General features: G+C 61.4%; 15 protein-coding genes and 1 pseudogene. 8 read left to right on the top strand and 8 right to left on the bottom strand.

What is annotated here, in order from left to right:
• Positions 1-70: 70 nt before the first annotated feature.
• The 3 genes from HU731_RS18320 to putP form a co-directional block, all read right to left on the bottom strand.
• The gene (locus tag HU731_RS18320; RefSeq protein ID WP_186606489.1) at positions 71-796 is read right to left on the bottom strand and encodes a DUF4123 domain-containing protein; all 726 of its coding nucleotides are present in this window, start codon (positions 794-796) and stop codon (positions 71-73) included.
• The gene (locus HU731_RS18315) at positions 796-2,817 is read right to left on the bottom strand and encodes a type VI secretion system Vgr family protein (RefSeq protein WP_186606488.1); all 2,022 of its coding nucleotides are present in this window, start codon (positions 2,815-2,817) and stop codon (positions 796-798) included. Before HU731_RS18315 ends, HU731_RS18320 begins: the two co-directional genes overlap by 1 nt.
• Positions 2,818-3,031: 214 nt before the next feature.
• Positions 3,032-4,516, bottom strand: coding sequence for a sodium/proline symporter PutP (gene putP, locus HU731_RS18310; RefSeq protein WP_186606487.1), 1,485 nt, complete (start codon positions 4,514-4,516; stop codon positions 3,032-3,034).
• Positions 4,517-4,977: 461 nt separating this feature from the next.
• Between putP and putA the strand changes: the two genes are divergently transcribed.
• Positions 4,978-8,931, top strand: a complete 3,954-nt coding sequence (gene putA / locus HU731_RS18305; RefSeq protein WP_186606486.1) for a trifunctional transcriptional regulator/proline dehydrogenase/L-glutamate gamma-semialdehyde dehydrogenase — start codon at positions 4,978-4,980, stop codon at positions 8,929-8,931.
• 226 nt (positions 8,932-9,157) lie between these two features.
• Entirely contained in the window at positions 9,158-10,960 is a 1,803-nt protein-coding gene (locus tag HU731_RS18300; protein ID WP_186606485.1) for an acyl-CoA dehydrogenase, read from the top strand.
• Between the two features lie 3 nt (positions 10,961-10,963).
• Here the strand turns inward: HU731_RS18300 and HU731_RS18295 are convergent, their stop codons facing one another.
• A complete protein-coding gene (locus HU731_RS18295) occupies positions 10,964-11,257 on the bottom strand; it encodes a cell division protein ZapA (protein ID WP_003187971.1) in 294 nt (97 codons plus the stop codon).
• The gene (locus tag HU731_RS18290; RefSeq protein ID WP_044270846.1) at positions 11,254-11,484 is read right to left on the bottom strand and encodes a hypothetical protein; all 231 of its coding nucleotides are present in this window, start codon (positions 11,482-11,484) and stop codon (positions 11,254-11,256) included. Before HU731_RS18290 ends, HU731_RS18295 begins: the two co-directional genes overlap by 4 nt.
• A 277-nt stretch (positions 11,485-11,761) precedes the next feature.
• Here HU731_RS18290 and HU731_RS28970 point away from each other — a divergent pair.
• The 5 genes and pseudogenes from HU731_RS28970 to selO all read left to right on the top strand — a co-directional run.
• Positions 11,762-12,532 (top strand): annotated as a pseudogene (locus HU731_RS28970) (MCP four helix bundle domain-containing protein); the annotation flags it as partial.
• Entirely contained in the window at positions 12,515-13,387 is an 873-nt protein-coding gene (locus tag HU731_RS28965) for a methyl-accepting chemotaxis protein (protein ID WP_370694794.1), read from the top strand. The pseudogene HU731_RS28970 and the gene HU731_RS28965, both read left to right, overlap by 18 nt.
• Before the next feature lie 264 nt (positions 13,388-13,651).
• Positions 13,652-15,394 (top strand): potassium/proton antiporter, encoded by a 1,743-nt coding sequence (locus HU731_RS18280; protein WP_003187967.1) that lies wholly within the window; start codon positions 13,652-13,654, stop codon positions 15,392-15,394.
• Positions 15,395-15,443: 49 nt separating this feature from the next.
• Entirely contained in the window at positions 15,444-18,827 is a 3,384-nt protein-coding gene (gene mscK, locus HU731_RS18275) for a mechanosensitive channel MscK (protein ID WP_032893912.1), read from the top strand.
• 48 nt (positions 18,828-18,875) lie between these two features.
• Positions 18,876-20,339 carry a protein adenylyltransferase SelO gene (gene selO / locus HU731_RS18270; RefSeq protein ID WP_186606483.1) on the top strand — a complete coding sequence of 488 codons (1,464 nt, stop codon included), beginning with the start codon at positions 18,876-18,878 and terminating at the stop codon, positions 20,337-20,339.
• A 41-nt stretch (positions 20,340-20,380) separates the two neighbouring features.
• Here the strand turns inward: selO and HU731_RS18265 are convergent, their stop codons facing one another.
• Positions 20,381-20,605: a hypothetical protein gene (locus HU731_RS18265; RefSeq protein WP_032893914.1), complete on the bottom strand. Its 225-nt coding sequence runs from the start codon at positions 20,603-20,605 to the stop codon at positions 20,381-20,383.
• Between the two features lie 81 nt (positions 20,606-20,686).
• On the opposite strand from HU731_RS18265, the gene trxC reads away from it, so the two are divergent.
• Complete coding sequence (gene trxC / locus HU731_RS18260) at positions 20,687-21,121, top strand: thioredoxin TrxC (RefSeq protein ID WP_056782711.1); 435 nt, start codon at positions 20,687-20,689, stop codon at positions 21,119-21,121.
• A gap of 183 nt (positions 21,122-21,304) precedes the next feature.
• Here trxC and HU731_RS18255 read toward each other — a convergent pair whose 3' ends face one another.
• Together HU731_RS18255 and HU731_RS18250 are read right to left on the bottom strand one after the other, a co-directional pair.
• Entirely contained in the window at positions 21,305-21,523 is a 219-nt protein-coding gene (locus HU731_RS18255; protein ID WP_186606482.1) for a DUF6124 family protein, read from the bottom strand.
• Between the two features lie 481 nt (positions 21,524-22,004).
• A complete protein-coding gene (locus tag HU731_RS18250) occupies positions 22,005-22,775 on the bottom strand; it encodes a ParA family protein (RefSeq protein WP_034125599.1) in 771 nt (256 codons plus the stop codon).
• Positions 22,776-22,798: the final 23 nt, after the last annotated feature.

Here is a 22,798-nt window from a genome sequence, read left to right as displayed (position 1 = left end):
TACCTTCTACCGGCGCAAAGGTGCAGGGCCGCACGGCAGGCGGCACGGATGTCACGCTATCACCAGGGGCTTAACTGAGTTGCGAGGCAAGGTAATCAGCCAATGCGCCATGGCTGATTTGCGGCCTGCGTGCGAAGTAGGCGACCTTGTGCTGCAAGGTGGTTGGCGTAAACGCAGTGTAGAGGTCAGGGCGCTGTTCCTGGAGCCATTGCAGCAGGTTGTCGACCAGCACCTGCGGTGACTGCTGGGCCATGTGCGTCAGCAACGATGCCGGTACCCGCCACCACGGGCTGGTTGGGGCCGCCGTGACGGATTTGGGCGCCACCGACAGCGGCTGGCCGTTGACCAAGTAGCGCTGGAACACCGGCAATACGCGCGCCGCCTCGTCGCCTAATGACTGCAACATCGGCAAAAGGTGCGCGCCATCCCAGAAACGTAAAAACACCGGCTGGCTTTGCGGCAGGTACACCTGGGTCAAGCCCTGCAAATGCGCGATCACCACCTCCAGCGGGCTGGATGAGACCGCCAGCCAGCCCCAATCCGTCGCATGGGTGGTGGCTATCCAATCGAGAAAGGCACTGCCCGGCTCCACGACGCCAACGTAGGGCATGACCTCATCCCAGTCAGCGTAGGCCGTGCCCGCCCAGATCGGTCGTGGCATCTTTGCCGCGACCGTGGCTTGCCAGGCGGCGAGCGGCTTAGCGTCGCTGGCGTTGCCCAGCACGGCGTACAGCTGTTCATCTGGCTGCAACGGGAATTGCGCCAGCCAGGCACTGGGCGTCAAGGGCGCGGGCATCAGGACGCACTCCGTACATGGGCGCCGATGTCACACTGGCCGTTTTTGCAGCGCTCGCATTCTTCGCAAAACGGCGCGCTGCGTTTCAGGCTGACCACTTGCGCACGGCTTAACGGCGCGGGCACCACCGCCAATAAAGTCTCGTTCAATCCAGGCATCAACGGCGCCGGTGTCGGGGCAGGCGCACTGCCGAGCTGGATCGGCACGCTGCTGAATATCCCGCCCGCCGACAACGTGATCGACTGCCCGCCCGCCTGGATCGTCACACTGGCACCCGCATCAATGATGATGCTTTGCCCGGCGCCCAGCGCAATGGTCTGCCCGGCCCGCATGTGCTGCGAACCGCCGACCACCAGATGGTCATCCTGCTTGAGCTGCGTCAAACGGTGGCCGTGGGTGATGCGCTGCTCCTGGCCCTGCAACTCATGGCGCGACTCGCCGCCCACCCGCACATGACGCTGGTTATCGACCTGTACCTGCTGGTCGTGCAGCACATGCGCGGTCCAGTCCCGCTGGGCGCGCAGGTAGATTTCCTCGGCGCCCTTGCGGTCCTCGATACGCAGTTCGTTGTAGCCGCCACCGCCCGGGCTGCTCTGGCTACGCCAGAGACTGCGAGTCTTGTCCGCGGGCAGGTCGAGGGGCACAGGCGTGGCGGCGTTGGGCAGGCACCCCACCACCAGCGGCAGGTCCATGTCGCCATCGACGAACCCCACCAGCACTTCCATGCCCACCCGGGGGATCAGCACCACACCATAACGGTCATGGGCCCAGCCGCTGGCTACCCGCAACCAGCAACTGGAATGGTCGTTGTGCTCACCAACGCGATCCCAGGCCAATTGCACCTTGACCCGGCCGTATTCGTCACAGTGAACCTCACTGTCAACCGGGCCAGTGACCACCGCGCTTTGATACCCCGACACCGTCGGGCGCGGCTGCTCCGGCAAGGGCGGACGAAACACCGCATCCCATGGCGCGGCCACAAATGCGTTGCGATACCCCTGGCGCAGCTCCCCACCGTCCTCCTCGGTGACTGCCTCCTCCAGCACTTGGGGCTGCTTGCCTTCATGGCGCACCTGCGTCACTAGCCACAAGTCATTCCAGTCCTCGCGGGGGTGCTCACGCAACTGCAAAAACCGGCCACTGGCCAACGCCGGCTCATCGCCCTGACCATGGGCACTGCGATAGTCGCTGCGGTGCCGCTCCAGGCCACGCTGGGCGAGATATTTGCCATGGGTGCGGTCGGAAAAATTACCAGGGTAGTGCTGCGCTTCAAGCTTGGGCAATGACGCGTCGACAGCCGTACTTTCCAGCTCGACATGGGGTTTGCGAAAGTCGTAATCGCGCAGGTTCAGCGCCGTGGTCCGGGTCGCCAATTGCAAGGTGAAGCGCTTGATCGCGGGGGTCTCGGCCACCATTCCCGAACCTGGCCGGTAAGGCGTAGGCTGATCCATCTGGGCAAACACCGTCTGGTCATCGCCAAACACCAGCAGGTGCCCTTCGGGGGAATGCTGGAAGTGATAGTGAATCCCCAGCTCGGCACACAGGCGCTGGATGAACGCCAGGTCGCTCTCGCCGAACTGCACGCAATATTCACGCTCAGGGTAATCACCGCTCAGCCGGAACTCGAAACGGTCACTGTGAATCCCCTGCCCGGCCAGCACCTGGGCAACAATCTGCGGCACCGTCTTATGCTGGAAAATGCGCTGGTGGCTGCTGTGCGCCAGGTACGCCAGATGCGGCGCAAGGCTGAGTTGGTAGCGCGTCAGGCGCCGGCCCGAGTCGCCCTGGGCAACCCGATACACCAGGCCATGAACGCCATGCCCCTGCTCATCGAAGCCCAAGTACACCTGGCGATGCAGCAAGCCCTCCAGGTCGATATCCGGCTGCTCGCAGACCAGCTCAAGTTCAAACCGGTAAGGCTGGCTGATGGCCTCGGTGCCGTTGAACGCGAACACCTTGAAGTCACTGGGCGCCCCATCCAGGGCCAGGGTAAATGCAGGTTGGTTGGCAGGAGCGAACATCCGGTGTTTCTCTGCGAGGGGTGGGCGGACGATTCTGCACCAGCCGTTCGCCTGGCCGAGCGATGCGCCGGCAAATCAGTAAGGTCCTACGTGAGCAACGCAGGAATCCTCAGGCATCAACGGCAATTGCGCCAATCAGCCCACAAAAAAGGCCCAGCGTCCTAGGGACGTGGGCCTTTCTTATTCGCTCAACAGGCGTTAAACGCCCAACGAATTACTTGTTCAAGTTGTAATCTTTTTCCGCAGCATCAAAACGCTCGACCATACCCACCGTCGGTGCGCCCATCTTGCTCACGAAGTAGATCGCCAGGCTGGCGAAGATGAAGCCTGGGATGATTTCGTACAGGCCCAGCAATTCGAAGTGCTTCCACACGATCACGGTGATCGCGCCGACCAGGATGCCAGCCAGTGCGCCGTTGCGGGTCATGTTTTTCCAGATCACCGAGATCAGTACCACAGGGCCGAATGCAGCGCCGAAACCGGCCCAGGCGTAGCTGACCAGGCCCAGTACGCGGTTTTCCGGGTTGGCGGCCATGGCGATGGCGATCAAGGCCACGACCAGCACCATCAGGCGGCCGACCCATACCAGTTCACGCTGGGACGCGCCCTTGCGCAGGAAAGCCTTGTAGAAGTCTTCGGTCAGGGCGCTGGAGCACACCAGCAATTGGCAGCTCAGGGTGCTCATCACCGCCGCCAGAATGGCCGACAGCAATACACCGGCAACCCATGGGTTGAACAGGATCTTGGCCAGTTCGATAAACACACGCTCTGGGTTTTCAGTCACCGGGCCTGCCACTTCCGGGTGCGCCGAGAAGTAAGCGATACCGAAGAAGCCCACTGCCACGGTGCCGCCCAGGCACAGGATCATCCAGGCCATGGAAATACGACGCGCCTTGGCGATCGACTTCACCGAGTCCGCGGCCATGAAACGCGCGAGGATGTGCGGCTGGCCGAAGTAGCCCAGGCCCCAGCCCATCAGCGAGATGATGCCGATGAAGGTGGTGTTTTTCAGCATATCGAAGCTGGTCGGGTCCTTGGCTTCAATGGCCAGGAAGGTGGTGTCTACGCCGCCGGTGGCCAGCAGCACAATGATCGGCGTGAGGATCAGCGCGAAGATCATCAGCGTGGCTTGTACGGTGTCGGTCCAGCTGACTGCCAGGAAACCACCGATGAAGGTGTAGGCAATGGTCGCTGCAGCACCGGCCCACAGCGCGGTCTCGTAGGACATGCCGAAGGTGCTTTCGAACAGGCGGGCGCCGGCGACGATGCCGGAGGCGCAGTAGATGGTGAAGAACACCAGGATCACCACGGCGGAGATGATCCGCAGCAGGCCGCTTTTATCTTCGAAGCGGCTGGAGAAGTAATCCGGCAGGGTCAGGGCGTCGCCGTTGTGTTCGGTCTGCACCCGCAGGCGGCCGGCCACGAACAACCAGTTGAGGTAAGCACCGACGATCAGGCCGATGGCAATCCAGCTTTCCGACAGACCGGACATGTAGATCGCGCCCGGCAAGCCCATCAACAGCCAGCCGCTCATGTCGGAAGCACCGGCGGACAGAGCTGTCACCACGCTACCAAGGCTGCGACCGCCCAGGATGTAATCGGAAAGGTTGTTGGTGGAGCGATAGGCCATCAGGCCGATCAGCACCATTGCTGCGATGTAGATCACGAACGTGATCAGGGTTGGATTACTAACGCTCATAGGAGTGACGCCCTGGCTTTGTTTTTATGTAGCGACGGTCATGGGGACGGCCACCCGTGGATAACCGGATAGACGAACCTGCATGCCGCGCATTTATGACTGGCGTTTCCCCAGGAAAGCCGCCAGCCGATGAACCCACCCACAGGGTTGGTTGCACCTTGGTGCGCGAATGCTATTCAACAAAGCAAATAAGGTGCAACCAGTTTCTGCCGTTTAAGTTGCACCCAAGTATGTTTTAGGACAAACGCGCTTTTTTTGCTCCTTTTCGGAGCAAGAACAGCCGATCTCAGAAGCAAATGCACCAGCGCGGAGCGGATTCCGTCGTCGGTTTATTTTTTTCCGATCAAGCGTCGAACATTTAACCAACAAAAGGGTTGCACCCGGTTGCACCTCGAGATGGGCAAAGCTAATCTTGCCGCCAGCAGATGCCACTCGGTAGTGGCACCCATGAGGATAAAAAAATGGCAACGACCACCCTTGGGGTCAAACTCGACGACCCGACCCGCGAACGCCTGAAGGCCGCCGCGACCTCCATTGATCGCACGCCGCACTGGCTGATCAAGCAGGCGATTTTCAATTACCTGGAGAAACTCGAGGGTGGTGCAACCCTATCCGAGCTCAATGGCTTGAGCAGCAAGGAGGCCGATGATGCCGGCGAGGTCCAGGCCGACCACGCCCACCAGTGCTTCCTTGAGTTCGCCGAGAGCATCCTGCCGCAATCGGTATTGCGTGCCGCGATCACCGCTGCTTACCGCCGCCCCGAGCCGGAAGTGGTGCCGATGCTGATCGAACAGGCGCGCCTGCCAGCCCCGATGGCCGAAGCCACCAACAAGCTGGCCGCGAGCATTGCCGAAAAACTGCGCAATCAGAAGAGTGCTGGCGGCCGTGCCGGTATTGTTCAGGGCCTGTTGCAAGAATTCTCCCTGTCATCCCAGGAAGGCGTGGCGCTGATGTGCCTGGCCGAAGCGCTGCTGCGCATCCCGGACAAAGGCACCCGCGATGCACTGATCCGCGACAAGATCAGCACCGGCAACTGGCAGCCGCATTTGGGCAACAGCCCTTCGCTGTTCGTCAACGCCGCCACCTGGGGCCTGCTGCTGACCGGCAAGCTGGTGTCGACCCACAACGAAGCAGGCCTGACCTCATCCCTGAGCCGCATCATTGGCAAGAGCGGCGAGCCGATGATCCGCAAGGGCGTCGACATGGCCATGCGCCTGATGGGCGAGCAGTTCGTCACCGGCGAAACCATCGCCGAAGCCCTGGCCAATGCGAGCAAATTCGAAGCCAAGGGCTTCCGTTATTCCTACGACATGCTCGGTGAAGCCGCACTCACCGAACACGACGCCCAGAAGTACCTGGCCTCGTACGAACAAGCCATTCACTCCATCGGCAAAGCCTCCCACGGCCGTGGGATCTATGAAGGCCCGGGCATTTCCATCAAGCTCTCCGCCCTGCACCCGCGCTACAGCCGTGCGCAGTACGAGCGTGTGATGGACGAGCTGTACCCGCGCCTGCTGTCGCTGACCTTGCTGGCCAAGCAGTACGACATCGGCCTGAACATCGACGCCGAAGAAGCCGACCGCCTGGAGCTGTCCCTGGACCTGCTCGAACGCCTGTGCTTCGAGCCGCAATTGACCGGCTGGAACGGCATCGGCTTTGTGATCCAGGCCTACCAGAAGCGTTGCCCGTATGTGATCGACTACGTCATCGACCTGGCCCGCCGCAGCCGCCATCGCCTGATGATCCGCCTGGTAAAAGGCGCGTACTGGGACAGCGAAATCAAGCGCGCCCAAGTCGAAGGCCTGGAAGGCTACCCGGTGTACACCCGCAAGGTGTACACCGACGTTTCCTACATTGCCTGCGCACGCAAACTGCTGTCGGTGCCGGAAGTCATCTACCCGCAGTTCGCCACGCACAACGCCCACACCTTGTCGGCTATCTACCACATCGCAGGTCAAAACTATTACCCCGGCCAGTACGAGTTCCAGTGCCTGCACGGCATGGGTGAACCGCTGTACGAACAGGTTGTAGGCAAGGTTTCCGAAGGCAAGTTGAACCGTCCGTGCCGTGTGTACGCGCCGGTCGGTACCCACGAAACACTGTTGGCTTACCTGGTTCGTCGCCTGCTGGAAAACGGCGCCAACACCTCGTTCGTCAACCGCATCGCTGACCAGTCCATCTCGATCCAGGAATTGGTAGCCGACCCGGTGGCCAGCATCGAGCAAATGGCAACCCAGGAAGGCGGTTTCGGCCTGCCGCACCCGCGCATTCCGTTGCCACGCGACCTGTACGGCAGCGACCGCGCCAACTCGGCCGGTATCGACCTGGCCAACGAACATCGCCTGGCCTCGTTGTCCTGCGCCCTGCTGGCCACCGCTCACAACAACTGGAAGGCCGCACCGATGCTCGGTTGCGCCGCCAGCAATGAAGCGGCCCAACCGGTGCTGAACCCGTCCGACCTGCGTGACGTGGTCGGCCAGGTACAGGAAGCCACCGTCGAAGACGTCGACAACGCCATCCAGTGCGCCATCAGCGCCGCGCCGATCTGGCAGGCCACCCCGCCCGCCGAACGCGCTGCCATCCTGGAACGCGCCGCCGACCTGATGGAAGGCGAGATCCAGCCACTGATGGGCCTGCTGGCCCGCGAAGCAGGCAAGACCTTCGCCAACGCCATCGCCGAAGTGCGTGAAGCCGTGGACTTCCTGCGTTACTACGCGGTGCAGGCGCGCAACGACTTTACCAATGACGCCCACCGCCCATTGGGCCCGGTGGTGTGCATCAGCCCGTGGAACTTCCCGCTCGCCATCTTCAGCGGCCAGGTAGCTGCTGCACTGGCTGCCGGTAACCCGGTGCTGGCCAAGCCTGCCGAGCAGACCCCGCTGGTGGCTGCCCAAGCCGTACGCATCCTGCTTGAAGCTGGCATTCCGGAAGGCGTGCTGCAACTGCTGCCAGGCCAGGGCGAAAGCGTCGGTGCCCGCCTGGTGGGTGATGATCGCGTCAAAGGCGTGATGTTCACCGGTTCCACCGAAGTGGCGCGCCTGCTGCAACGCAATGTCGCCGGTCGCCTGGATGCCCAGGGTCGCCCGATTCCGCTGATCGCCGAAACCGGTGGCCAGAACGCGATGATCGTCGACTCCTCGGCGCTCACCGAACAAGTGGTGATCGACGTCGTCTCGTCGGCCTTCGACAGCGCCGGTCAACGTTGCTCGGCCCTGCGCGTACTGTGCCTGCAGGAAGATTCGGCAGACCGTGTAGTCGAAATGCTCAAGGGCGCCATGGCTGAATGCCGCCTGGGTAACCCGGAACGCCTGTCGGTGGACATCGGGCCGGTGATCGATGCCGAAGCCAAGGCGGGTATCGAGAAACACATCCAGGCCATGCGCGACAAAGGCCGCAACGTTTACCAGGTGGCGATTGCCGACGGTGAAGAGATCAAGCGCGGCACCTTCGTGATGCCAACCCTGATCGAGCTGGAAAGCTTCGACGAACTGCAACGCGAGATCTTCGGCCCGGTACTGCACGTGGTGCGCTACAAGCGCAAAGAGATCGACCAGCTCATCGGCCAGATCAACGCTTCCGGCTACGGCCTGACCCTGGGCGTGCATACCCGCATCGACGAGACCATCGCCAAGGTGATCGACAACGTCAACGCCGGGAACGTATACGTCAACCGCAACATTGTGGGTGCCGTGGTCGGCGTGCAACCGTTCGGCGGCGAAGGCCTGTCGGGCACTGGCCCGAAAGCCGGTGGCCCGCTGTACCTGTACCGCTTGTTGTCGACTCGTCCTACCGATGCGATCGAGCAATCCTTCGTACGCGGCGACAAGTTGGCCGCGCCGGATGTACGCCTGCGTGATGCCATGAGCCTATCGCTGACCGCCCTGAAAACCTGGGCCGACGGCAATAAGTTCAGTGAACTGAGCGCCTTGTGCACGCAGTTCGCCGCCCAATCGCAAAGCGGTATCACCCGTCAACTGGCCGGCCCGACCGGCGAGCGCAACAGCTACGCCATCCTGCCGCGCGAGCACGTACTGTGCCTGGCCGAGGTAGAAGGTGACCTGCTGACCCAACTGGCGGCGGTATTGGCCGTCGGTGGTTCGGCGGTATGGCCGGAAACCGAGCTGACCAAGGCCTTGTTCCCACGCCTGCCGAAAGAGATTCAGGCGAAGATCAAGCGCGTGGCCGACTGGTCCAAGGACGACGTGGTGTTTGACGCCGTGCTGCATCATGGTGATTCCGACCAACTGCGTGCGGTGTGCCAGCAAGTGGCGCAGCGCGGTGGGGCGATTGTCGGGGTGCATGGCATGTCGCAAGGCGAAACGGCGATTGCGCTGGAGCGCTTGGTGATCGAGCGTGCGCTGAGCGTAAACACCGCTGCAGCAGGTGGTAACGCCAGCCTGATGACCATCGGCTAGCTGACACAACGCGGTAAAAGTGTGGGAGCTGGCTTGCCTGCGATAGCGGTGAGCCAGTCACATACATGTCGACTGGCACGGCCTCATCGCAGGCAAGCCAGCTCCCACACTGATCGCGCTCCACCTTGCGCCAGCGTTCTGCCCTTCTATCACTTAAATCAATCTTGCTATCCACCCTCCATTCGCGCACTTAGACTCAGGCCAATTCCTTCCAAGGTACGCCGCCATGTCCGAGACGCTGCTCAGTTCCCGCAATCTGGCTTTCGAGCTGTATGAAGTCCTCGATGCCGAGGGCCTGACCCAGCGCGAGCGGTTTGCCGAGCACAACCGTGAAACCTTCGATGCCGCCATCAGCACGGCGCGCAATATCGCAGAAAAATACTTCGCCCCTCACAACCGCAAGAACGACGAAAACGAGCCCCGCTATGAAAACGGCCAGGCGATCCTGATTCCGGAGGTCAAGCCGGCCGTGGACGCCTTCCTTGAAGCCGGTTTCCTCAACGCGGCACGCAGCTTTGAAGCAGGTGGCATGCAGCTGCCAACCCTGTTGTCCCAGGCTTGTTTCGCGCACTTCCAATCGGCTAACGCCGCCTCGACGTCCTACCCGTTCCTGACCATGGGCGCCGCCAACCTCATTGAGAGCTTTGGCACCGAGGAGCAGAAACAACGCTTCCTGCAGCCAATGATCGACGGGCGCTTCTTCGGCACCATGGCCCTGACCGAGCCCCATGCCGGTTCTTCCCTGTCGGACATTCGGACCCGTGCAGAACCAGCGGCTGACGGCAGTTATCGACTCAAGGGCAACAAGATCTTTATCTCCGGTGGCGACCATTCGCTGTCGGAAAACATCGTGCACATGGTGCTGGCCAAGTTGCCGGATGCACCTGCGGGGGTGAAGGGCATTTCGCTGTTTATCGTGCCCAAGTTCCTGGTCAACGATGACGGCAGCCTGGGCGCTCGCAACGATGTGCTGCTGGCGGGGCTGTTCCACAAGATGGGCTGGCGCGGCACCACGTCCACGGCGCTTAACTTCGGCGATAACGGCAACTGCGTCGGCTATCTGGTGGGCAAACCGCACCAGGGCCTGAGCTGCATGTTCCAGATGATGAACGAGGCGCGCATCGGCGTGGGCATGGGCGCGGTGATGCTCGGTTACGCCGGCTACCTTTATTCCCTGGACTACGCCCGCGAACGGCCCCAGGGGCGCCTGCCCGACAGCAAAGACCCAAGCACCGCCCCGGTGGCGATCATCCAGCACGCCGACATCAAGCGCATGCTGCTGACCCAGAAAGCCTATGTGGAAGGCGCCTTTGACCTCGGCCTGTACGCGGCGCGGCTGTTCGACGACACCACCACCCTGGCAACCGACACCGAGCGCAAGCACGCCCACGAACTGCTGGATCTGCTCACGCCGATCGTCAAATCCTGGCCGTCGGAGTTCTGCCTCAAGGCCAACGAGCTGGCGATCCAGATTCTCGGCGGCCACGGCTACACCCGCGAATACCCAGTGGAGCAGTACTACCGCGACAACCGCCTGAACCCCATCCATGAAGGCACCCACGGCATCCAGTCCCTGGACCTGCTCGGGCGCAAATTGGCGCAGAACGGTGGTGCCGGCTTGAAGCAACTGATTCGTCTGATCGCCGAGACCGGCGCCCGGGCGCAAAAACACCCTTCACTCACGGCGCTGCGAGAGCCGCTGGAGCAACTGGTAAACCGGCTGCAAAGCGTCACGATTGGCCTGCTCACCGATCTCGCCCAAGGCAAGGTCAACAGCAGCCTGGCGAACTCGGCGCTGTACTTGAAAGTGTTCGGGCACACGGTGATTGGCTGGCGCTGGCTGGAACAGGCGATCCGCGCCGAAGAAGGGCTGGCCAAGGGTGACGCGGCCGATGCGGCCTTTTATAAGGGCAAGCTCCAGGCCGCCCGGTACTTCCTGACCTGGGAAGTACCGAGCTGCCATCATGAACTGGCGATTCTGGAGGCACGCGACGATACGTGCCTGGGCATGCAAGACGAGTGGTTCTAGCCCTCAGGGCTGACCGATCACCTTGGAGATCACATCGACCGTGGCGCTGACTTGCTCTTGGTAACGGTCGAGTTCCTGCTGGTGCGCCTGTTGCATTTCAATCTGCTCGGCGCACAGGTTCAGCGCGGCCAATACCAATAGCTTGTCACCGATCAGGGTCGGGTACTTTTTCTTGGTAACGGCCAGGGAGGCCTTGAGCATGGTCACGGCATGCATCAGGGTCTGATCTTCGCCGGCCGGTGCCTTGATCGAGTAATCCTCTCCGAGAATCGAAACGACCTTTATGCCCTCACTCATGCGCTGACAGGCCCTGCACTCACACGCTCAACCAGCGCCTGGATGCGGGCGGCGGTGGCGCCGTGCTTTTCTTCCTGTTCCATCAGGTTCAGTTGCAGGCTTTCGTTTTCGTCCTTGGCGCGGGCCAGCTCGGCCTTGAGGGATTCGTTGCTGCCCAGCAGTTCTTGATTCTGCTGTACGAGGTCGCTGACCAGTTGTTCCAATTGGCTGAGGGATGCTTCTAACATTTTGATTTCTCGGGCGTTTAAAAAGGGCGGTGACGATAAAGAAAATTCACCTCGGATGCCAGGGTTATCCCTGGCCGCGCAGCCCGATGTTGCAAGGCCGGGCCGCACGTTCGAGCCTTAGTGACTGCATTTACCCGATCTGGTTCCTGAACTCACCCAACGCCTGGTCCGATGCGACAAAAGCGCGCGCACCCTTAAGACTTTAGTCGCAGGGCCGATAAGGCGGGCACACCTCGTCTCATGGCCGCATGGATAGCGCCTCCCCCAGGACTCCAGCATGTCTCTTCGTAATATGAATATCGCCCCGAGGGCCTTCCTCGGCTTCGCGTTTATTGGCGCCTTGATGTTGTTGCTCGGTGTGTTCGCCCTGAACCAGATGAGCAAAATTCGTGCGGCCACCGAAGACATCACCTCGGCCAGCGTGCCCAGCATTCGCGCCCTGGATGAATTCACCCAACTCACATTGCGCCTGCGCGTGCTGTCGTACCGCTTGCTGACCAACCGCGAGCCGGACGTACAGCAAAAGACCCTCGAAGCCTTTGAACTGCGCAATCAGCAGATTCGTACGGCCCAGGACATCTACGAAAAACTGATCACCAGCACCGACGAACGCAACGCCTACAACGAGTACGTGCGCCTGCTGGGCCAGTACCGCCAGATTGAAGAGCGCATGAAGAGCCTGTCTCGCGCCAATCAGGTCAACGAACTGCGCAGCCTGCTCAACACCGAATTGCTGGAGAACTCCGAGCAGGTCAATGCGGTCTTGACCCGCTTGCTGGATATCAATAACGACGACGCCAACGCCACCAACCAGCGCGCCAAAGACCAATACGACATGGCCTTTGACCTGGTGGTAGGCCTGCTGGTGGTTGCCACGGCGCTGACCTTGCTGTTCGCCTGGTTGCTGACCCGCAGCATCACCCTGCCCATCGCCCAGGCGCTCGAAGCCGCCGAAGAAGTGGCCGAAGGCAACCTGACGCGCCCGATCACCGTGGACGGCAACGACGAAGCCGGGCGCCTGCTCGCGGCCATGGCCAAGATGCAGCACAAACTGCGCGACACCCTGCAACGTATCGCCGGCTCCGCCACCCAGCTGGCGTCTGCCGCTGAAGAGCTCAATGCGGTCACCGACGAAAGCGCCCGTGGCCTGACCCAGCAGAACAACGAAATCGAACAGGCCGCCACTGCCGTCAACGAGATGACCAGCGCGGTGGAAGAAGTCGCACGCAATGCGGTGAGCACCTCCGAAGCCTCGCGCAATGCCACCACCTCTGCCGGCGACGGCCGCGACCTGGTGCAAGAAACCGTCAGCGCCATCGAACGCATGAGTACCGATGTGCAGGCCACCGCCTCCCTGATTGGTGACCTGGCCAATGAGTCGCGGGATATTGGCAAAGTGCTGGACGTGATCCGTGGCCTGGCCGACCAGACCAACCTGCTGGCCCTGAACGCGGCGATCGAAGCCGCCCGAGCCGGGGAAGCCGGGCGTGGTTTCGCCGTGGTGGCCGATGAAGTGCGCGCGCTGGCCCATCGCACCCAGCAGTCCACCAGCGAAATCGAGCGCATGATCGGCAGCATCCAGACAGGCACCGAACACGCGGTGGACTCGATGCGCAACAGCACCGAGCGCGCCGAATCGACACTCAACATCGCCCGCGGCGCGGGCCTGTCGCTGGACACCATCAACACGGCGATTGTGGAGATCAACGAGCGCAACCTGGTGATCGCCAGCGCGGCGGAAGAACAGGCCCAGGTGGCGCGGGAAGTGGACCGCAACCTGGTGAATATCCGTGACCTGTCGGTGCAATCGGCCACGGGCGCCAGCCAGACCAGTGCGGCGAGCGGTGAGTTGTCGCGCTTGGCGGTGGACTTGAATGGGATGGTAGGAAGGTTCCGCCTCTAACCCTAAAACCCGCCCCACCCTTGTAGGAGCGAGCTTGCTCGCGAAAAACGCCAACGATAACGCGCGCTTGCTGAATGAACGTGGCGCCTGGGAGTTTTTCGCGAGCAAGCTCACTCCTACAGAGGCAGCCCCCTCGCACATTTGCCTGTGCGCGAATCAGAAAAAGCTTTTTGACAGCGCAGCAATTCAACAGGTTAGAATCCCTGGCACGCAGACTGCATGGTCAGTTTGCGTCCTGCCCCCCCCTGCCCTGGAGTACTGCCTTTGAATGCGACGACCATCAACAGCCTGTTCTTGATCGGCGCGTTGCTGGTGACTGCGAGCATTCTGGTGAGTTCGCTTTCGTCACGCCTGGGCATCCCCATTCTGGTGATTATCCTGGCCGTGGGCATGACCGCCGGGGTCGATGGCGGTGGCATCATTTTCGATAACTACCCCACCGCCTACCTGGTGGGCAACCTCGCCCTCGCCGTGATCCTGCTCGACGGCGGTTTGCGCACCCGGGTGGCGAGTTTCCGCGTGGCGCTGTGGCCGGCGTTGTCCCTGGCCACGGTGGGGGTGTTGATTACCACCGGCCTCACGGGCATGGCCGCGGCCTGGCTGTTTAACCTCAACATCATTCAAGGCTTGCTGATCGGCGCCATCGTCGGCTCCACGGACGCCGCGGCGGTGTTCTCGCTGCTGGGCGGCAAGGGCCTCAACGAGCGGGTCAGCGCCAGCCTGGAAATCGAATCCGGCAGTAACGATCCGATGGCGGTGTTCCTTACCGTCACCCTGATCGACATGCTCGCCAGCGGCCAGACCGGCCTGCACTGGAGCCTGCTCACGCACCTGATCCGCGAATTCGGCATCGGTGGCCTGGTAGGCTTGGGCGGCGGCTGGCTGATGCTGCAACTGGTCAACCGCATCAACCTGGCCAACGGCCTGTACCCGATCCTGGTGATCGCCGGCGGCCTGTTCGTATTCGCCCTGACCAACGCCCTTCATGGCAGCGGTTTCCTCGCCGTGTACCTGTGCGGGCTGGTGATCGGCAACCGCCCGGTGCGCAGCCGCCATGGCATTTTGCATATGCTCGACGGCATGGCCTGGCTGGCGCAGATAGGGATGTTCTTGGTGCTGGGCCTGCTGGTCACGCCTCACGATTTGCTGCCCATTGCCGTGCCCGCCCTGGGCCTGGCGCTGTGGATGATCCTGTTTGCGCGGCCACTGTCGGTGATGGTTGGCCTGCTGCCATTCAAGGCGTTCCACGGGCGCGAAAAGGCCTTTATCGCCTGGGTCGGCCTGCGCGGCGCGGTACCGATCATCCTCGCGGTGTTCCCGCTGATGGCCGGCCTGCCCCATGCGCAGCTGTACTTCAACCTGGCATTCTTTATCGTGCTGGTCTCGCTGTTGGTGCAGGGCACCAGCCTGCCGTGGGTGGCCAAGCTGCTCAAAGTCACCGTACCGCCAGACCCGGCGCCGATCTCCCGCGCTGCCCTGGAAGTGCACGTTACCAGCGAGTGGGAGCTGTTCGTCTACCGCCTGGGCGCGGAAAAATGGTGCATCGGCGCGGCCCTGCGCGAGCTGAAAATGCCCGAAGGCACGCGCATCGCGGCGCTGTTTCGTGGCCAGCAACTGCTCCATCCGTCGGGTAGTACAGTGCTGGAAGTCGGCGATTTGCTCTGTGTGATCGGCCACGAACACAACCTGCCGGCCCTGGGCAAACTGTTCAGCCAGGCGCCGCAACGGGGCCTCGATTTGCGCTTCTTCGGTGACTTCGTACTCGAAGGCGACGCCCAGCTGGGCGCGGTTTCGGCCTTGTACGGGCTCAAGCTTGAGGGTATCGACCCGGACATGCCATTGAGCCGCTTCATTACCCAGAAGGTTGGCGGTGCACCGGTAGTCGGCGACCAGGTGGAATGGAACAACACTATCTGGACCGTCGCCGTCATGGACGGGAACAAGATTGGCAAAGTCGGCGTCAGATTCCCCGAAGGAAGTCGCCCGGGCCCCGGACTCTTCCTCTAAACTGCGGGACAACGACGCCCCGATTCTTCACTCTGCAAGACCGGTCTCTATGCCAACCCTGCGTACTTTTCTCGCCACTGCCCTGCTGGGCCTGACCCTTTGTGTTGGCAGCGTATACGCCGCCGACCCGCCCAGCGCCGAAGCCGTCCAGCAAAGCCTGGATAAACTGCCCGACCGCAAGCTGCCTGACGCCGACATGAAGGCGCTGCAGGCGACCCTGCAACAGACCCTGACCTACCTGGGCAATCAGCAGGACTACGAGCAGCGCCTGGCCGACCTCAAGCGCCAACTGGAAGAGGCCCCGCGCCAGACCAATGAGAACCAGCGTGAGCTGGCGCGCCTCAAGGCCACCAAAATCATCCCGGTGGCCCAACGCTACGCCAGCCTGCCGGTGCCGCAGCTTGAGCAATTATTGGTGCAACGCAGCACCCAGCAAGGCGACCTGCAAAAAGAACTGGCCGACGCCAACAGCCTGACCATCGCCGCCCAGACCCGCCCCGAGCGCGCCCAGACCGAAATCAGCAGCAGCCAGACGCGCATCCAGCAGATCAACGCGACGCTCAAGCTCGGCAAAGACAACGGCAAACCCCTCAGCAGCGACCAGCGCAACCAGCTCAACGCCGAACTGGCGGCCCTGAATGCCTTGATTCCTCTGCGCCGCCAGGAATTGGCCGGCAACAGCCAGCTGCAAGATTTGGGCAACAGCCAGCACGACCTGATCCAAGAGAAAACCGCCCGCCTGGAGCAAGAAATCCAGGACCTGCAAACCCTGATCAACCAGAAACGCCTGGCCCAGTCCCAGCAGACGGTGACCCAACAGTCCATCGAAGCGCAGAAAGCCGGCGGCAGTAGCATCCTGGCCAAGGAAAGCGCAGACAACCTGAAGCTGTCCGACTACCTGCTCAAAAGCACCGACCGCCTCAACGACCTGACCCAGAAAAATCTGCAAACCAAGCAGCAACTGGACACCGTGACCCAAAGCGATTCGGCCCTGGACGAGCAGATCAACGTGCTCAAGGGCAGCCTGCTGCTGTCCAAGATTCTCTATAAACAAAAGCAGGCCCTGCCGCGTCTCACCGTGGACAAAGACCTGGCCGACGACATCGCCAACATTCGCCTGTACCAGTTCGAGGTCAACCAACAGCGTGAGCTGATCACCTCTCCCAGCGCCTATGTGGACAACCTACTGGCCAACCAGCCGCCAGATGAAGTCACCCCGCAACTGCGCCGCACCCTGCTGGAAGTGGCGATCACCCGCAGCGACCTGCTGGAACGCCTGAGCCGCGAACTGAGCGCACTGCTCAACGAATCCATCACCCTGCAACTGAACCAGAAACAACTGCTCAGCACCGCCAGCACCCTGCGCGCCACGCTCGACGAGCAAATGTTCTGGATCCCCAGCAACAAGCCGCTGGACACCGAATGGCTGGAAACCGTACCAGCGCACCTGAGCAAGCAGGTCACCACCCTGCCTTGGGCGTCCAGCGTCAGCGAGTTGTATGACGGCCTGACCCAACGCCCGCTGCTGTTCCTGCCGTTGCTGTTGCTGATCGGCGCGCTGCTGTGGCGACGCAATGCGCTGTATGTGCGCCTGAAAAAGGTTCACCAGGACATCGGCCACTTCAAGCGCGACAGCCAGTGGCATACGCCGCAGGCCATCCTGATCAACATCCTTTTGGCAATGCCCGTGGCCCTGGGCCTGGCGCTGTGCGGCTATGCCTTGCAGATCGACGCCCGCGGGCAAAACGCCAACCTGGGTGCGGCCTTGTTGCAGATCGCCCAGGCCTGGCTGGTGTTCTACACCGCCTACCGCATCCTCGCGCCGGGCGGCGTGGCGGAGCTGCACTTTCGCTGGGAAAGACCCCAGGTCGAATTCCTGCAAGGCTGGATACGCAAACTTGGCCTAGTGGTACTGGCGTTGGTGGCCGTGGTCGCGATTGCCGAACACCAACCGGCGGCGCTGGCTGACGACGTGTTGGGTATCGCCGTGGTACTGACCTGCTACGGGCTGATGGCCTGGTTGCTGGGCCGCCTGCTGCTGAACAGCCCAACCCACGAAAAGGCCTCGCTGTTTCGCAAAGCGATCGGCGTGGTGTTCACCGCCCTGCCCATCGCGCTGTTTATTGCCGTGTGCTTTGGCTATTACTACACCGCGCTGAAACTCAGCGACCGGCTGATCAACACCCTGTACCTGCTGATGTTCTGGCTGGTGATCGAGGCCACCTTTGTACGCGGCCTGGGTGTTGCCGCACGGCGCCTGGCCTACGCCCGCGCCCTGGCCAAACGCCAGGCCGCCAAGGAGGCCGGTGACGGCGAAGCGGTGATCGAAGAGCCGACCCTGGACATCGAGCAGGTCAACGAACAGTCCATGCGCCTGATCCGCCTGGCCTTGCTCGGCGGCTTTATCGCGGCGCTGTACTGGGTATGGTCAGACCTGATCTCGGTATTTTCGTACCTGGATAATGTCACCCTGTACGAATACACCAGCGGTACGGGTACGAATATCAGCATGGTGCCCATCAGCATCGGCGACCTGCTGGGCGCGTCGATCATCATCGGCATCACCTTCGCCCTGGCGCGCAACCTGCCCGGCCTGCTGGAAGTCCTGGTACTGTCCAAGCTCGACCTGGCCCAAGGCAGCGCCTACGCCACCACCACCTTGCTGTCCTACATCATTGCTGGCGTGGGCTTTGTCACCACGCTCTCCACCCTCGGCGTGAGCTGGGACAAACTGCAATGGCTGGTCGCCGCGCTGTCGGTGGGTTTGGGTTTCGGCATGCAGGAGATCTTCGCCAACTTCATCTCTGGCATCATGATTTTGTTCGAACGCCCGGTGCGCATTGGCGACACCATCACCATCGGCAACCTGTCGGGTACGGTGAGCAAGATCCGCATTCGCGCCACCACCATCACCGACTTCGACAACAAGGACATCATTGTCCCCAACAAAACCTTCATCACCGGGCAACTGATCAACTGGTCGCTGACCGACACCATCACCCGTGTCACCCTGAAACTGGGCGTGGACTACGGCTCCGACCTGGACCTGGTGAAGGAATTGCTACTCAAGGCAGCGCGAGAAAACCCACGGGTACTCAAAGAGCCGGAACCCCACGTGTACTTCCTCAATTTCGGCGAAAGCACCCTGGACCACGAACTGCGCATGCATGTTCGCGACCTGGGCGACCGTAACCCGGTGTTGGACGAGGTCAACCGCTACATCAACCGTGAGTTCAAGAAACAGCACATCAACATCTCGTTCCGGCAGATGGAGATCTACCTGAAGAACCTTCACGGCCAGGAATACAAATTGGTGCCGGCCGAAGACGAGCGCAAGACCATTGCCACGCCCCTCGACAAGCCCGACGCCCCGGAGCCACCTGCTGGCAAAGTGGTGGATGCGCCGGAGCCGCCACCCAGCAAACTCGACTAAACGCCCTATCCCCAGCAGAATGCTCGGACATTCTGCTGGAGATGGCCGGTGAAAGCCCTCGACGAACTGACCTTCGACAACCGCTTCGCACGCCTGGGCGACGCATTCTCGACCCACGTACTGCCCGAGCCCCTCGACGAGCCGCGCCTGGTCGTCGCGAGCAAGGCCGCCATGGCCCTGCTCGACCTCGACCCGGCCGTGGCCCAAACGCCGGTATTTGCCGAGCTGTTCGGCGGCCATAAGCTGTGGGCCGAGGCAGAACCACGGGCGATGGTGTATTCCGGGCATCAATTCGGCGGCTATACCCCGCAACTGGGCGATGGCCGCGGGTTATTGCTGGGCGAGGTCTATAACGAGGCCGGCGAGCATTGGGATTTGCACCTCAAGGGCGCCGGGATGACGCCTTACTCACGCATGGGCGACGGGCGGGCGGTGTTGCGCTCTTCCATTCGTGAATTCCTCGCCTCCGAAGCCCTGCATGCGCTGGGCATCCCCACCAGCCGTGCTCTGTGCGTGATCGGGTCCAGCACGCCGGTATGGCGGGAGAAACAGGAACGCGGAGCGATGGTTTTGCGCCTGGCCCCCAGCCATATCCGCTTCGGGCACTTCGAATACTTCTACTACACCAAGAAACCCGAGCAGCAGGCCGAGCTGGCCGAGCACGTGTTGAACCTGCACTACCCCGAGTGCCGCGAGCAACCCGAGCCTTACCTGGCGATGTTCCGCGAAATCGTCGAACGCAATGCCGAAATGATCGCCAAGTGGCAGGCCTATGGCTTTTGCCACGGCGTGATGAACACCGACAACATGTCGATCCTGGGCATTACCTTCGACTTCGGGCCTTTCGCGTTTCTGGATGATTTTGACGCGCACTTCATCTGCAACCACTCCGACCATGAAGGCCGCTACTCCTTCAGCAACCAGGTGCCGATCGGGCAGTGGAACCTCAGCGCGCTGGCCCAGGCGCTCACGCCGTTCATCAGCGTTGACGCGCTGAAGGAAGCCCTGGGCCTGTACCTGCCGCTGTACCAGGCGCACTACCTGGACCTGATGCGCCGCCGCCTGGGCCTGACCACCGCCGAAGACGACGACCAGAAGCTGGTGGAACGCTTGCTCAAGCTGATGCAGAACAGCGGCGTGGACTACACACTGTTCTTCCGACGCCTGGGCGATGAACCCGCTGCACTGGCCGTGACGCGACTGCGTGATGACTTTGTCGACATGGCCGGCTTTGACACCTGGGCCGAGCAGTACAAGGCCCGCGTTGCGCGGGACGGGGATTACCCCCAGGAACAGCGCCGTGAGCGCATGCACGCGGTCAACCCGCTCTACATCCTGCGCAACTACCTGGCCCAAAACGCCATCGCCGCCGCCGAATCCGGCGACTACAGCGAAGTGCGGCGGCTGCATGACGTGCTGACCCGGCCGTTTGAGGAGCAAGCGGGGATGGAGCAGTACGCGCAACGGCCGCCGGATTGGGGCAAGCATTTGGAGATTAGTTGTTCGTCGTAAGTCCTAAAGACGGTCGGATTATTCTGCGGTGAGTAGGCTCATCAGATCTGAGGCATACGCTGACGCTCCAGATCATAGGCCTCCACCCAGTCAGAAATGATGTCCAGTAGCCCACTCATTGGATGGTCTTCATCTTCTCCTGTGATATCGAGCAGCTCATCAATCGCCTCGACCAAGGCGCCATAATCATCTTCGGTTTGGGGTTTGCGCAGCAGCGTTGCAACGTAAGGCCAATGCTCAATGGCCAGTTTCAGAGCGTCGTTCATGTTTTGTCCTTTTATCGAGTGTTGATAAACCGCGTTGCCGACACCAGATTGAAGCCAATAGCCGCCCCCAAGGAGCCCCCGATGTCCGAACCTCTTGTAATCCCCTGCCCACATTGCAACGGCCTCAACCGCATCCCCGGCGAACGCCTGGGTGACGCGCCCAAGTGCGGGCGTTGCAAGCAGCCGGTGTTGCTGAGCAAACCCTTTGATTTGAAACAGGGTGACTATGCCAGCCAGATCAAGGGCGACCTGCCGCTTTTGGTCGATGTGTGGGCCGACTGGTGCGGGCCGTGCAAGTCGTTTGCGCCGGTATTCGAACAGGCCGCCGGGCAGTTGGAAGGCAAGTGCCGGCTGGCGAAGCTGGACAGTGAAGCTAACCAGCAACTGTCGGCGCAGCTGGGGATTCGCTCGATTCCCAGTTTGATTCTGTTCAAGAACGGCCGCGAAGTGGCGCGCCAGAGTGGGGCATTCCCGTTGCCGCAGTTGATGAGTTGGTTGCGTAGCCAGGGGGTGTAAACATCCCCCGCCATCAACTCGGTCAATGTGGGAGCTGGCTTGCCTCTGTAGGAGCGAGCTTGCTCGCGAAAAACTTACAGGCGCCGCGTTCATTCAGCAAACACGCGTTATCGTTGACGTTTTTCGCGAGCAAGCTCGCTCCTACAGAGGCGAGCCAGTTCTCACATTGAATGCATTTGAGCTTCAGGTCAGCGGGGCTTCGCGGTCCATCATCTGGCTGACCAGCATGACGCCCAGTTCGCTTAACCGGTGGATGGCCAGCGCTACGTCGCGGTGTTCGCCGGTGAGGTCGTTGGACAGGTTAAGCAGCAAGGTGCGCACCGAGGAGAAGGTTTCGTAGCTGTTGAGCACGAGGGTTTCGGTGGGGAGGTTGGGTGAAACATTGAAAAGACGGATAGACATGCATTTGTTCCCTGATAGGGCCACTACCGTTTCGCTACTAAACGAAGGGTGGCAGCTGTACGCAGGTTAGTAGACCGGGGAACAAAGCAAAGACCGGCGCACCCGAAGGTGCCCTGCGCACAGCCACCATCAGGTAGGCGATAAACGCCATGCTTTTGGAGCAGTTGCACATGCTTTGGTCGGTCGGGCTACTAAACCCGATCACTGAACATTCAGCGACCGGCAAACCTTAGAGACGCCCATCCAGACGCACAAGCCGGCGGATTCTGGCGTAGCTGTAGGCAAGGTTACAAGGCACAAGCCCAATTGCCAGACCCTTCCTACAGACCCTGTGGGACAAATCCAACTCACCTGCCGAAATGCAATCCAAACTGTGGGAGCTGGCTTGCCTGCGATGCAGGCGACTCGGTCTGCCTGGTACACCGAGGTGATGCCATCGCAGGCAAGCCAGCTCCCACAGTGTTCGGTGTTGCCTGTTGGGTCAGGCGTTTTCCAGCAAGTTATGCAGGTCTACGAACTGCTGCGTCAGCTTATGCCGTGGGTCCAAATGAATCAGCGGCTTGCTCTCCTGATGCGACTCACGCATACGCACCGAGCTGGCCAGGTACACCGGCAGTACCGGCAGCCCTTCGGCAATCAACTCATCGAGAATCTGCTGCGGCAGGCTCGCCCGGGCCTGGAACTGGTTGACCACAATGCCTTCCACTTCCAGGCCTTCGTTATGGTCATCCTTCAACTCTTCGATCTCAGCCAGCAGGCCATACAGCGCCTGGCGCGAAAAACTGTCGCAATCGAAGGGGATCAGCACTCGATCAGCGGCAATAAGCGCCGAAACCGCATAAAAATTCAGTGCTGGAGGCGTATCCAGATAGATGCGGTCGTAATCCTCGCTCAATTCATCCAGCAGCTTTCGCAGCTTGTTGATCTTGTGCTTGGCCTCAAGCTTGGGCTGCAGGTCGGCCAGTTCCGGGGTGGCGGTGATCACGTGCAGGTTGTCGAAGGGCGTTTCGTAGATATCTACCCGGTTTTTCTTCGAAAACGGCCCCGTCGACAGGGTTTGCTTGAAAAAATCCGCGATCCCCATGGGGATGTCGTCACCCGTCAGCCCGGTGAGGTACTGAGTGGAGTTGGCCTGTGCATCGAGGTCCACCAACAGGGTTCGATAACCTTCGCTGGCGCTGACCGCCGCCAGGTTGCAGGCGATGCTGGACTTGCCCACGCCGCCTTTTTGATTGAACACCACGCGCCGCATGGAAAAACCTCCGTGTATCAATG

Origin of the sequence: Pseudomonas salmasensis (assembly GCF_014268375.2) — a bacterium.
In the GTDB taxonomy this organism is placed as follows: domain Bacteria; phylum Pseudomonadota; class Gammaproteobacteria; order Pseudomonadales; family Pseudomonadaceae; genus Aquipseudomonas; species Aquipseudomonas salmasensis.
The sequence above is the reverse complement of the archived record's forward strand: the minus strand, read 5'-3'. Positions and strand labels throughout refer to the sequence as shown.